The sequence below is a fragment of the Streptomyces ambofaciens ATCC 23877 genome (genome assembly GCF_001267885.1).
Taxonomy (GTDB): Bacteria; Actinomycetota; Actinomycetes; order Streptomycetales; family Streptomycetaceae; genus Streptomyces; species Streptomyces ambofaciens.
Window position 1 is genome coordinate 6,346,020 of record NZ_CP012382.1, and the last position, 12,735, is coordinate 6,358,754.

10 protein-coding genes are annotated in these 12,735 nt (G+C 75.1%); 8 read left to right on the forward strand and 2 right to left on the reverse strand.

The window, feature by feature from the left end; translation table 11 throughout:
• Positions 1-49: 49 nt before the first annotated feature.
• The 5 genes from SAM23877_RS27870 to SAM23877_RS27890 all read left to right on the forward strand — a co-directional run bounded on the left by SAM23877_RS27870 (position 50) and on the right by SAM23877_RS27890 (position 6,670).
• Complete coding sequence (locus tag SAM23877_RS27870; RefSeq protein ID WP_053139065.1) at positions 50-1,369, forward strand: radical SAM protein; 1,320 nt, start codon at positions 50-52, stop codon at positions 1,367-1,369.
• A gap of 348 nt (positions 1,370-1,717) precedes the next feature.
• Positions 1,718-3,238, forward strand: coding sequence for a cellulose-binding domain-containing protein (locus tag SAM23877_RS27875; RefSeq protein ID WP_053139067.1), 1,521 nt, complete (start codon positions 1,718-1,720; stop codon positions 3,236-3,238).
• Positions 3,239-3,482: 244 nt separating this feature from the next.
• Positions 3,483-4,595 carry a ribosome small subunit-dependent GTPase A gene (rsgA, locus tag SAM23877_RS27880; RefSeq protein ID WP_053139069.1) on the forward strand — a complete coding sequence of 371 codons (1,113 nt, stop codon included), beginning with the start codon at positions 3,483-3,485 and terminating at the stop codon, positions 4,593-4,595.
• A gap of 27 nt (positions 4,596-4,622) precedes the next feature.
• Positions 4,623-6,104 (forward strand): DNA-3-methyladenine glycosylase 2 family protein, encoded by a 1,482-nt coding sequence (locus SAM23877_RS27885; RefSeq protein WP_244903006.1) that lies wholly within the window; start codon positions 4,623-4,625, stop codon positions 6,102-6,104.
• A gap of 5 nt (positions 6,105-6,109) precedes the next feature.
• A complete protein-coding gene (locus SAM23877_RS27890) occupies positions 6,110-6,670 on the forward strand; it encodes a methylated-DNA--[protein]-cysteine S-methyltransferase (protein ID WP_053142941.1) in 561 nt (186 codons plus the stop codon).
• Here SAM23877_RS27890 and SAM23877_RS27895 read toward each other — a convergent pair.
• Positions 6,633-7,115 (reverse strand): DUF456 domain-containing protein, encoded by a 483-nt coding sequence (locus SAM23877_RS27895; RefSeq protein ID WP_053139073.1) that lies wholly within the window; start codon positions 7,113-7,115, stop codon positions 6,633-6,635. The two genes, SAM23877_RS27890 and SAM23877_RS27895, sit on opposite strands and share 38 nt — an antisense overlap.
• A gap of 60 nt (positions 7,116-7,175) precedes the next feature.
• Positions 7,176-8,159, reverse strand: coding sequence for a helix-turn-helix domain-containing protein (locus SAM23877_RS27900; protein WP_053139075.1), 984 nt, complete (start codon positions 8,157-8,159; stop codon positions 7,176-7,178).
• A 291-nt stretch (positions 8,160-8,450) separates the two neighbouring features.
• Between SAM23877_RS27900 and SAM23877_RS40075 the strand changes: the two genes are divergently transcribed.
• From SAM23877_RS40075 to SAM23877_RS27915, 3 genes are all read left to right on the forward strand, one after another.
• A complete protein-coding gene (locus SAM23877_RS40075) occupies positions 8,451-10,412 on the forward strand; it encodes a protein phosphatase 2C domain-containing protein (protein WP_162492131.1) in 1,962 nt (653 codons plus the stop codon).
• A gap of 28 nt (positions 10,413-10,440) precedes the next feature.
• Positions 10,441-12,183 (forward strand): pyruvate dehydrogenase, encoded by a 1,743-nt coding sequence (locus tag SAM23877_RS27910; RefSeq protein WP_053139079.1) that lies wholly within the window; start codon positions 10,441-10,443, stop codon positions 12,181-12,183.
• A 139-nt stretch (positions 12,184-12,322) separates the two neighbouring features.
• Positions 12,323-12,730, forward strand: coding sequence for an ATP-binding protein (locus SAM23877_RS27915; protein WP_053139081.1), 408 nt, complete (start codon positions 12,323-12,325; stop codon positions 12,728-12,730).
• The last annotated feature ends 5 nt before the right edge of the window (positions 12,731-12,735 follow it).

Here is a 12,735-nt window from a genome sequence, read left to right on the forward strand (position 1 = left end):
CGGGGGCATACCGTGAGAAGTCGAACGCCTGAGCCGGGAGGAGACACGGATGGGCAGCCGCACCGCGCTGGTCGAGGATCTTATGGAGCGCTTTCCGCATGTACCGCGGGAAGCCGTCTTCAAGGAGGACCTGCTCCGCGGCGGGGTGGCCTTCGACCCCTCCGCGCTCAGTGACAACGAGGACGGCGAGGTCAAGCCGAAGTCGTACTTCATCTTCTCCTTCGACCACGGCACCCTGCCCGAGCTGGGCGAGGCCGCGCTGCGCCGCCCGCCCGAGGAGATCATCCTCACCGGCGGCCCCTACGACCTGCGCCGCACCGTCGTCTCGGTCCGCGTGAACCCGTCCTCGCCGTACCGCGTCGCGGCCGACGAGCACAACCAGCTCGGCCTGTACCTCGACGGCAAGCGGATCTCCGACGTCGGCGTGCCGCCCATGCCGGAGTACTACCGCCACAAGCTCGCCAACGGGAAGTCGGTCATGGAGGTGGCCCCCACCATCCAGTGGGGCTACCTGATCTACCTGACCGCGTTCCGGGTCTGCCAGTACTTCGGCGCCAAGGAGGAGTGCCAGTACTGCGACATCAACCACAACTGGCGCCAGCACAAGGCGGCGGGCCGCCCGTACACGGGCGTGAAGGACGTCGACGAGGTCCTCGAAGCGCTGGACATCATCAACAGGTACGACACGGCGAAGACGTCCACCGCCTACACGCTCACCGGCGGCGCGATCACGTCGAAGGTCCAGGGCCTGGACGAGGCGGACTTCTACGGGCGCTACGCCAAGGCCATCGAGGAGCACTTCCCCGGCCGCTGGATCGGCAAGGTCGTCGCGCAGGCCCTGCCCAAGGACGACGTCCAGCGCTTCAAGGACTACGGCGTCCAGATCTACCACCCCAACTACGAGGTGTGGGACGAGTACCTGTTCAAGATGTACTGCCCCGGCAAGGAGCGCTACGTCGGCCGCGACGAGTGGCACAAGCGCATCCTCGACTCCACCGAGGTCTTCGGCGCGCGCAACGTGATCCCGAACTTCGTCGCGGGCGTCGAGATGGCCGAGCCCTTCGGCTTCAAGACGGTCGACGAGGCCATCGCGTCCACCACCGAGGGCCTGCGCTTCTTCATGTCGCAGGGCATCACGCCCCGCTTCACCACCTGGTGCCCCGAGCCCACCACCCCGCTCGGCAAGGCCAACCCGCACGGCGCGCCGCTGGAGTACCACATCCGGCTCCTCCAGGCCTACCGGCAGACGATGGAGGAGTACGGCCTCTCCTCGCCCCCCGGCTACGGCCCGCCCGGCGCCGGCAACGCGGTCTTCTCCGTCAGCTCCTTCATGGACAGCCTGCCGGAGGACGCGCCCGTCGAGGTGTGAGCCGACGCACGGACCGGCGGACCCGCGCACCGCGCCCGCCGGTCGTGGCCCTGCCGGTCGGGGGCCTGCTGGTCGGGGGCCCGGCTGCCGGTCGTGGTTCCCGCCGGCGGGGGTCCCGCCCGTCGTCGTGGTTCCCGCCGGCGGGGGTCCCGCCCGTCGTCGTGGTTCCCGCCGGTCCGGGTCCCGCCCGTCGTCGTGGCCCTGCCGGTCCGGGTCCCGCCGCTCGTCGGCACCGGCCGCTTGTCAGTCGTGCCGAAGACGTGCGAAGCTCTGCGCCTGCCGCGAGACCCGGCCCCAACTCCTCCGACCCTGCGGTGAGTTGGCCTCACCCGTGGACGCAGGAGTCCGATGCCCGACCTGCCGAGCCCCAAGGACGCCGCCGAGGCCGCACTGCTCGCGGAGTGCCGGGACACGGTGCTCTCCTACGCCGCCCTGTGCACGTCCGGGCCGGAGGCGGCCGCCCGACTGGCCGCCGAGGCGTTCACCCACGGCATGCGCGAGGTCCGCGCCGCCGACCCGGCCGCCGCCCGCGGCGCGGCCCGCCCGCAGTCCCGGCTGCCCCGCACCGCGCTGCTCCTGACCGCCGTACGCACCACGGCGGCCGGCTGGGAGGACGGCGGCCGGGGGCAGGAACTCGACCCCGGACTGCGGCAGTGGCTGGGCTCCCCCCGGGCCGCCCGCTACACGGGACCGCCGCCGCGCCGCCCGCTCGCGCTGCGCGGCCTCAAGGACATGCAGGCACCGGACGCGGAACTGCTGTGGCTGGCCGACGTCGAGGTCCTGCCGCCGCAGGTGGTGGCCCGTCGGCTCGGTCTCGACCCGGCCACCGTGACCGAGGAGCTCGCCCAGGTGCGCCGGCTGTTCCGGGACCGCTGCCGGCGCGGCCACCTCGACGCGCCGCCGGCCCCGCCGTGCCGCGGCTACGCCCGCCTGCTGGACGCGGTCACCAGGTCGCCCGCCGCCGACACCCCCGACGACCTCTCCCGCCACCTCGCCGACTGCCCCGACTGCGCCGAGGCCGCCGCCTGTCTGAGCCCGCACGACGACCGGCTGGCCGCGGCCCTCGCCGCCGGAGTGCTCGGCTGGGGCGGGCTCGCGCACCTGGAACGCCGCCGCCGTGACGCCGAGGCACGACGCGCCGCCGGGAGTCCGGCGCCGGACGACGACCGCGCGGAGGGCGTACCGGACGGCGACCCCCGGGCCCGGCTCGTCCGCGGCGGTCTCCTCGCCACCGCCGTCCTGGTGTCCCTGCTGGCGCTCACCGTCACCCTGGTCCCCTCCCGCGGCACCGCCGACGACGCCGCGGCGCCCACCGACACCGCGGACCGCCGCCCGGCCGCCGTCCCGGTCCCCTCGCCGCCGTCGGCGGACAGCCGGCCGTCACCGGACGCGGAACGGGCGTCCGCCGGTGCCGCGGCACCGGTCGCGGACGGGACACCGGACGAGAAGGCCCCCGACCCGGCGCCGCAGGGCACCGCCACACCCACCGCGAGCGCCGGGGGACCCACGGGCCCCGACCGCGCCCCGGCCCCGGACCCCGGCACGCCCGCCCCCGCCGCCTGCCGGGTCCGCTACGACCTCGTCAACCAGTGGCCCGACGGCTTCCAGGCCACCGTCACCGTCACCACCGTCCGCGCCCTCGACTCCTGGCAGGTCGCCTGGACCTTCCCCGACGGGCAGCGGATCGGTCAGATGTGGGACGCCGGGTACGCCCAGACCGGCCCGCGGGCCACCGCGACGGCCGCCGCCCACAACGCGTCCGTCCCCGCGGGCGGTCGCCTCGCCTTCGGCTTCCTCGCCTCCTGGCGCGGCCGGAACGCCCCGCCGTACGACTTCACGCTGAACGGCCGGGAGTGCGAGCGCGGGTGAGGCGTCCGCCGTCCCCGGAAAACGCGTTGACGGGCCTTGGTGGGGACGGGCTAGTGTGGCGGCACGTCACGCGGTGATCGCCGCGCGGTGAGGAACGTACGAGTGAGGAGGTGTCGACCGATGGCTGTCGTTGCGACGGGCGCTGCCCGCAACCAGGAACCCATCACGTCCACCTCCGTGGCCGCCGGCCGACCTCAGCCTTCCTGAGTCCCAGCGCCGGGGCCGCCCCCTGAAGGGCCACCCCTTGTCTTCCACCTCGTCTTCCACCTCCGTCTTCACCGCCCACTCCACCCTGACCCGCTACGGCTGGGACGAGGACTGGGCCGACGCGTTCGCCCCGTACGCCGCCGAAGGGCTGCTGCCCGGCCGCGTCGTCCGGGTCGACCGCGGTCAGTGCGACGTCGCCACCACCGACGGGACCCTGCGGGCCGACACCGCGTTCGTCACCCCGCACGACCCCCTGCGCGTCGTCTGCACCGGCGACTGGGTCGCCGTCGAACCCGACGGCAGCCCGCGCTACGTACGGACGTGTCTGCCGCGCCGTACGGCCTTCGTGCGCTCCACCTCCTCCAAGCGGTCCGAGGGGCAGATCCTCGCGGCCAACGTCGACCACGCGATCGTCGCCGTCTCCCTCGCGGCCGAACTCGACCTCGCGCGGATCGAACGGTTCCTCGCCCTGGCCTGGGAGTCCGGGGCGCAGCCCCTGGTCGTGCTCACCAAGGCCGACCTCGTCCCCGACCCGGTGACGCTGGCGTACCTGGTGGCGGACGTGGAGACCGCCGCGCCCGGTGTGACGGTGCTGTCCGTCAGCGCCGAGCACGGGGAGGGGATCGACGTCCTCTCCGCCGTGGTCGGCGGGGGCACGGCCGTGCTGCTCGGGCAGTCAGGCGCCGGCAAGTCCACCCTCGCCAACGCCCTGCTCGGCGAGGACGTCATGGACGTCCAGGCCATCCGGGACGTCGACGGCAAGGGCCGGCACACCACCACCACCCGCAACCTCCTCGCCCTGCCCGGCGGGGGAGTCCTGATCGACACCCCCGGGCTGCGGGGCGTCGGGCTCTGGGACGCGGGCACCGGGGTCGGGCAGGTGTTCGCCGAGATCGAGGAGCTGGGCCGCGACTGCCGGTTCCACGACTGCGCCCACGAGAGCGAGCCGGGCTGCGCCGTCCTCGCCGCCATCGACGGCGGCGAGCTGCCCGAACGCCGGCTCGAGAGCTACCGCAAGCTCATGCGGGAGAACCAGCGCATCGTCGCCAAGACCGATGCCCGCCTGCGCGCCGAGATCCGCAAGGAGTGGAAGCGCCGGGGAGCCGCGGGCAAGGCGGCGATGGAGGCCAAGCGGGGCCGCGTGCGGTAGCGGAACGCACGCCGGGCCTCCGACGCGATGTCCGATTTCCGCCAGCCCGGTCCGCCGGGCCGGCGGAGACTGGACAGCGTGACGCAGAACGTGACGGAGCGCGCGGAGCACGCGCAGCACGAGGACAGCAGGTACGAGGCCGTCCGCAGCCGGGACGCCCGGTTCGACGGCGCGTTCTTCTTCGCGGTCGAGACCACCGGCATCTACTGCCGGCCCAGCTGCCCGGCGGTCACCCCGAAGCGGCGCAACGTGCGCTTCTTCGCGACGGCCGCCGCGGCCCAGGGCTCGGGCTTCCGGGCCTGCCGGCGGTGCCGCCCGGACGCCGTACCGGGCTCGGCGGACTGGAACGTCCGCGCCGACGTCGTCGGCCGGGCCGTGCGGCTGATCGGCGACGGCGTCGTCGACCGCGAGGGCGTCGCCGGACTCGCCGGCCGGCTCGGCTACAGCGCCCGCCAGGTCCAGCGGCAGCTCACCGCCGAGCTCGGCGCCGGGCCCGTGGCCCTGGCCCGCGCCCAGCGGGCGCACACCGCGCGCGTCCTGTTGCAGACCACCGGCCTGCCCGTCACCGAGATCGCGTTCGCCTCCGGGTTCGCCAGCGTCCGGCAGTTCAACGACACGATCAGGGCCGTGTTCGCGGCCACCCCGAGCGCGCTGCGCGCCGCCGCCCCGGCCCGGGACCGGCCCGCCCGGCGCGACGCCACCCCCTCCGCCGGCATCCCCCTGAGGCTCGCCCACCGGGGCCCCTACCAGCACGGGCCCGTCTTCGACCTGCTCGGGCACGAGGCCGTGGCCGGGGTCGAGGAGGTGAGCGGCCCGCCCGGCCGACGCGTGTACCGGCGCACCCTGCGCCTGCCGTACGGCACCGGGATCGTCGCCGTCGACGAACGGCCGGGCGGGCCGCGCACCGGCCCCGGCGGCTGGCTGGAGGCCCGTCTCCACCTCACCGACCTCCGCGACCTGACCACCGCCGTGCAGCGGCTGCGCCGGCTCTTCGACCTCGACGCCGACCCCTACGCCGTGGACGAACGGCTCGCCGCCGACCCCCGGCTCGCGCCCCTCGTCGCCGCCCGCCCCGGGCTGCGCTCACCCGGTACCGCCGACCCCGGTGAACTCGCGGTGCGGGCCGTGGCCGGACGGGCGCGGTCCGAGCGCCTGGTCCGGCGGTACGGCAAGGCCCTGGACGCGCCGTGCGGCACCCTGACCCACCTCTTCCCCGAACCGGCCGTCCTCGCCGCCGCCGAGCCCGCCGGCACCCTGGGCGCGCTCGCCGCGGCGCTCGCCGACGGCGCGGTACGCCTGGACCCCGGCGCCGACCGGGACGAGGCCGAACGGGCGCTGCTCGCCGTGCCCGGCGTGGACGCCCGCACGGCCGCCGTCGTCCGCACCCGCGCCCTCGGCGACCCCGACGTCGCCCCGCCCGACGCCGCTGTGCCCGAGACCTGGCGCCCCTGGCGCTCGTACGCACTGAACCACCTGCGCGCAGCAGGAGAGTGGGAGCAGCACCGATGACCACCATGAACGGCACGACGGGCACACCCCCTGCGACCGGCACGCCCGTGACGTACTGGAGCGAGATCGACAGCCCCGTCGGCCCGCTGCTCCTCACCGCGGGGCCGGACGGGGCGCTCACCTCCCTGTCCGTGCGCGGCCAGAAGGGCGGCCGGAGCGTCCAGGACGGCTGGCGGCAGGACCCCGGGCCCTTCCGGGCGGCGCGGGAGCAGCTCGCCGCCTACTTCGCCGGAGAGCTCGAGGAGTTCCGGCTGCCGCTGCGCGCCGAGGGCACCGCCTTCCGGGAACGCGTGTGGGCCGCCCTGGACGACGTGCCCTACGGCGCGACGACGACGTACGGCGAGATCGCGGCGCGCATCGGCGCCTCCCGCCCCGCGGTCCGCGCGGTCGGCGGGGCGATCGGCGCCAACCCGCTGCTGATCCTGCGCCCCTGTCACCGGGTGATCGGCGCCGACGGCTCCCTGACGGGATACGCGGGCGGCCTGGAACGCAAGACCCGGCTGCTCGCCCTGGAGGGGGTCAGGACCGCTAACCGGCCAGCACCGCGCCCAGCCACGCCCCGGTGATCAGCAGGCAGGCGAAGAGTTCCGTCAGCACGCCGGTGCCGCCCGAGCGCATCGCCGTCCGCAGTGCCGCCATCGCCTCGCCGTGCCGGCCGAGCCGTATCCGCTCGGCGAGGTAGATGCCGCCCAGGAAGCCGGGGATCGCGCCGAGCACCGGGACGAGCACGAAGCCGAGGAAGGCGCCCGCGCCCGCGTACGCCATGACCCGGCGGGTGGCGTCGTCCGCGCGCAGCCGTCGGGAGGGCAGCGACCAGCGCACGGCCTGGGACAGGAGCAGGACGACCGTGGCCCCCACCAGCACGGCCCACGCGAGCGGCTGCTGATCCTTCAGCGCCCACCACAGGACCCCGGCCCACACCAGCCACGATCCGGGCATGCCGGGGAACAGCACCCCGCACAGCCCGAGCAGGATGACCAGCCCGGACAGCAGGAGGTCCCACGCTCCCATCTGTCCAGGGTGCCGGACTCGGGCCCGGTCCGCAGATGTCGTGCCGGCGTCGGGCCCGGCTCAGCGCCTGCGGGCCACCCACTCCCGCTCGTAGGCGTGCCAGCCCAGCTGGAGGCGGGTGGTGACCCCGGTCAGCTCCATGAGGCGCTTCACCCGGCGCTGCACGGTCCGCAGGCCCAGGTCGAGCTGCTTGGCGACGCTCGCGTCGGTCAGGCCGGCCAGCAGCAGGGAGAGGATCTCCAGGTCGGTGCCGTCGGGCGCCTCCGGGCCGTGCTCCGTGACACCGGACGCGCCCAGCCGCAGCGGGAGGGCGTCCTGCCAGATCGACTCGAAGAGGCCCGACAGCAGTTCCAGCAGGCCGCTGGCGTGCACGACCAGCGCGGCCGGCTCCGAGGAGTGGGCGGTGAGCGGCACCAGGGCGAGTGCCCGGTCGGCGACCACCAGCTTGGTCGGTACCCGGTCCACCACCCGGACCTGCTCGTCGCGGCCCAGCGCGGCGGTCAGTTCCGTGATGCCGGTGGGCAGGTCCAGCACCGCCCGCTCGACCACCACCCGGTAGCGGACCCCGCGTCCGGTGGCCTGCTCCTCCGCGTCGTTCTCCATGCCGGTGACGGCGACCGGGTTGCCGGTGACCAGCGCGCACACCTCCTCGCTCGCTCCCAGCTGGAGCTGGAGGAAGCGCTGGGCGACCGCGGCGGCGCCGGTCACCACCTCCACCAGGTCGTGCACCGCGGGCTCGGACGCCGCCGCCCGGTACTCCTCGGCCAGCAGGGCCGCCGCCAGCTCCGCCTTCTCCAGCTCGTGCCGCTGCTGGGTGAGCAGCGCGCCCAGGGCCACGCCCGGTGGCGCGGCGACCCAGCGGCCGGGCCGGGCCGAGGACTGGGCGGCGAGCCCGGTCTGCTCCAGCCGGCGCAGAGCGCGTTCCGTCTCCTGCTCGCCGAGCGCCAGCCGGCGGGCCAGGTCGGGCACGTCGGCCGCGCCCAGGGCCACCAGCGCCCGGTACGCCGACTCGTGCGCCTCCTTGAGCCCCAACACTCCCAGCATCAGGTGTCGTCCCTCCCCGAGAACCGACCTCAGCACCACCTGCGCGGAGCCCGTCCGTGGCGGGAAACGGCCACGGCGCAAACCCGCCTCCAGACATCATCGCCGTACGACGGGTCACTCTGCCAAGGTGGCGTCGCCGGGCGGTTCTCCCGTGGGGGGTGGGACCGCCCGGCCACGCCCGCTCGCACCACCGTTCGACACGTCCCCCGAAACGCGTCCGGCGCGTGCGGGTACGCCGGATTTTCCGGATGCCCCGTTCTCCTACGGCTCCCGCGGTGGACAATCAGGGGCATGAGTCAGCAGGGGGGAAGGTCCACCGGCCGGGACGACGACTGGTGGGCGCAGCTGTACGACGACTCCACCGGCGACACCGGTCCCACGGTCGCGCCCGATTCCCTGGACGACCGGTTCGCCTCGGCGGCGGGGACGGTGTCCCGCGGCCCGGACCACGGCATACGGGGCGGGGCCAAGCCCCCACCGCCGACGGACCGCACTCCGCCCGCGACCGAGACCACCGCGCCGTCCGCGGACCGGCCTCCCTGGTGGGCCGCCGCCGTCCCCGGCCCCCGTACGCCGGGTCCGACGCGACCCGACGACACCCCGCGCGGCGACGACACGCCGGGTGGGGGCGACAGCCCGCGCGGTGGTGACACGCCGGGCGGCGACGGCACGCCGGGTGGGGGCGACAGCCCGCGCGGCGGTGACACGCCGGGCCACCCCGGTCCGCCCTCGCCCGGGGCCCCGTGGGAACCACCGCCCGCCGCGCCCCCCGGCCCCGTGAACTTCCCGCCCGGACCCCCGCGGCCCGGGGCTCCCGACCACCGGGCGGGGCAGCCCACCGGCCGACAGCCCGCCCCCGCCCAGCCGCCCGACCCCGCGCCCCCGGCACCCCCCGTACGGCCCGCGCCCCCGGCGCCGCCCGCGCCGTCCGGGACGCCCACACGGCCCGGGCCGCCCGCGCCGTCGCCGTCCGAACCCCTCGCACCACCCGCACCCACGGTCCCGCCAGCACCCACGGTGCCCCCCGCGCCGTCGGCGCCGCCCGCCTCCCAGCCCTCCGCACCGCCCGCGCCCCCGCAGCCGGCCGCGGCGCCGGGCGGTCCTCGTGGGCGTACCACCTCGGGGAGCGGGGCCGGCGATCTCCGGGAGCCCGCCGCCACGGACGGACCGGCCGCCCCGCCTCCTCCCCGGACCACCCTCGACCTCCCCCCGCTCCCGCCTCCGTTCCTGCCCTCGCCGTTCCCGCACGCAGGGGACGGTGGCGGGCCCGCGTCCCCCTCACGGGACTACGTGGGCTCCCGGCCGCCCACCTACGACGCCGAGCCCACCGCGCTGCCGGCCGCCGACCCCGAGGGGCTCGACGGGCTGGTGCCGGACACCGTGCTGGACGGCGCCCGGTACGGGACCTGCACGCTGCGGGCCGTCTCCGTGCGGGGAGACTCCGCGCGCTACCGGGGCGATCCACGCCGCGACGCGCTGCTCGTCGCCCGGTTCGGCGCGGGGGAGCAGGCGCTCGTCCTGGTGGCGATGGCGACCGGCGCCCGTGCGACGGCCGGGGCGCATCTCGCGGCCGCCGACGCGTGCCGGTGGATCGGCCGTGCCGTGGGCCGCAGTCACGCCCGGCTCGCCGAGGACCTCCGGGCCGGCCGGCGCGGCGACCTGAAGTCCGGCCTGCACCGCCTCACCGACCGCAGTCTCGGACGGCTCCGCGCCGCCGCCGCCGAACAGGGCCTGACCCCCGAGGAGTACGCGGCCACCCTGCGCTGCCTGCTGCTGCCCGCCGACCCCGCGTGCCGGACGAGGGTGTTCTTCGGCGTCGGCGCGGGCGGGCTGCTGCGGCTGCGGGGCGGTGCCTGGCAGGACATGGAGCCCCGGGGCGGCGACGTCACGGGTGAGCCCGTCGTGGGGTACGGCTCTCCCAGGGGCGGGGCGGCGGGCGAGACGCCCGAGGGCGACCGGCTCACCATGGACCTCGGCATCACGACACCGCCGGGCCCGTCCACGCAACCGCCCGCCGGGCCCCGCAGGCCCTTCCGCTTCCGTGCCTCCGTAGCCCGCCCGGGTGATGTGCTCCTGATGAGCACCGCCGGCCTCGCCGAGCCGCTGCTGAGCGAACCGGAACTGGGCCGGCACCTCGCGCGGCGGTGGCCGGGCCGTACTCCGCCCGGCCTCGCGGAGTTCCTCGCCGACAGCGGAGTCCGGGTCAAGGGGTACGCCGACGACCGCACGGCGGCCGCCGTATGGGAGGCGTGACGCGGCTCGCTGTGCCATACGTAGAGCCATGGCCAAACAGAACGTCGCGGAACAGTTCGTCGACATCCTCACCCGCGCCGGAGTCGAACGCCTCTACGGAGTCGTCGGCGACAGCCTCAACCCGGTCGTGGACGCCGTGCGCCGCCACCCCGGCATCGAGTGGGTGCACGTCCGGCACGAGGAGACCGCCGCCTTCGCCGCGGGGGCGGAGGCGCAGGTCACCGGCAAGCTGACCGCGTGCGCCGGCTCCTGCGGCCCCGGGAACCTCCATCTCATCAACGGCCTCTACGACGCCCACCGGTCCATGGCCCCCGTCCTCGCCCTCGCCTCGCAGATCCCGTCCAGCGAGATCGGCCTCGGGTTCTTCCAGGAGACCCACCCCGACCAGCTCTTCCGGGAGTGCAGCCACTACAGCGAGCTGATCTCCAGCCCGAAGCAGATGCCGAGGCTGCTCCAGACCGCCATCCAGCACGCCGTCGGCCAGGGCGGCGTCAGCGTCGTCTCCCTGCCCGGCGACATCGCGGACGAGCCCGCCCCGGAGAAGGCCCCCGAGACCGCCCTGGTCACCTCCCGGCCGACCGTCCGCCCCGGCGACGAGGAGCTCGACCGGCTGGTGCGGATGATCGACGACGCCGACAAGGTCACCCTGTTCTGCGGCAGCGGCACGGCGGGCGCGCACGCCGAGGTGATGGAGTTCGCCGGGAAGATCAAGTCCCCGGTGGGGCACGCCCTGCGCGGCAAGGAGTGGATCCAGTACGACAATCCCTTCGACGTGGGGATGAGCGGGCTGCTGGGCTACGGCGCGGCCTACGAGGCCACCCACGAGTGCGACCTGCTGATCCTGCTCGGCACGGACTTCCCGTACAACGCCTTCCTGCCCGACGACGTCCAGATCGCCCAGATCGACGTCCGGCCGGAGCGTCTGGGCCGGCGTTCCAAACTGGACCTCGCGGTGTGGGGCGACGCGAAGGAGACCCTGCGCTGCCTGATCCCGAGGGTGCAGGAGAAGAAGAGCCGCCGCTTCCTCGACCGGATGCTGAAGAAGCACGCGGACGCCCTGGAGGGCGTGGTCAAGGCCTACACCCGCAAGGTCGACAAGCACGTCCCGATCCACCCCGAGTACGTGGCCGCCGTGCTGGACGAGGTCGCCGACGACGACGCCGTCTTCACCGTCGACACCGGCATGTGCAACGTCTGGGCCGCCCGCTACATCTCGCCCAACGGCCGCCGCCGCATCATCGGTTCCTTCTCGCACGGCTCGATGGCGAACGCGCTGCCGATGGCGATCGGCGCCCAGTTCACCGACCGGCGGCGACAGGTCGTCTCGATGTCCGGCGACGGCGGGTTCACCATGCTGATGGGTGACTTCCTCACCCTCGTCCAGCACGATCTGCCGGTGAAGGTCGTCCTGTTCGACAACTCCTCACTGGGCATGGTCGAGCTGGAGATGCTGGTCGCGGGCCTGCCCTCGCACGGCGTGGCCAACGTCAACCCCGACTTCGCCGCCGTCGCCGAGGCGTGCGGGGCCTTCGGCGTACGGGTGGAGAAGCCCAAGGAGCTGGCCGGGGCCCTGAAGGCCGCGTTCGAGCACAAGGGGCCGGCCCTCGTCGACGTCGTCACCGACCCCAACGCGCTGTCCATCCCGCCGAAGATCAGCGCCGACATGGTCACCGGCTTCGCCCTGTCCGCGTCCAAGATCGTCCTGGACGGAGGGGTCGGCCGGATGCTCCAGATGGCCCGCTCCAACCTGCGGAACGTGCCCCGGCTCTGACCTCGGACCGTCCTCGGACCTGACCGATCGAGCGGTCGTGACGATTCGACATGACTGGCCGGGGTCCGAACGGGCAAGGCTTCCCCCGTGAGGTTGTTCGAAGAGGAGGGGAAGCGACATCAGTAAGCGGACGGGGGACATGGAGAGGGAGACGACGCCACAGCTCAGCCGACGGCTCGGGCGGGCGGACCTGCGGGCGGTGCCCGAGAGCCGGCGAGCGCTGCGTGAGCTGCTGCGGCACTGGGGCGGGCCCGGACGGTCGGAGATCGCGGAACTGCTCACCAGCGAGCTCGTCACCAACGCGCTGGTGCACACCGGCGAAGGGGCCGTGCTGACCGCCACGGTCGGGCCGCGCGCGCTGCGGGTCGAGGTGCGGGACTTCGTCGCCCGGCCGCCCCGGCCGCGCTCGCCCGATCCGGAGGAGAGCACCAACGGCAGAGGGCTGGTCCTCGTGGAGTCCCTCGCCGACGACTGGGGCGTGCGGCCGTGCGAGACGGGCGAGCCGGGCAAGTCGGTCTGGTTCGAACTGGACGCCGAGGCCGCCTGAGCCGC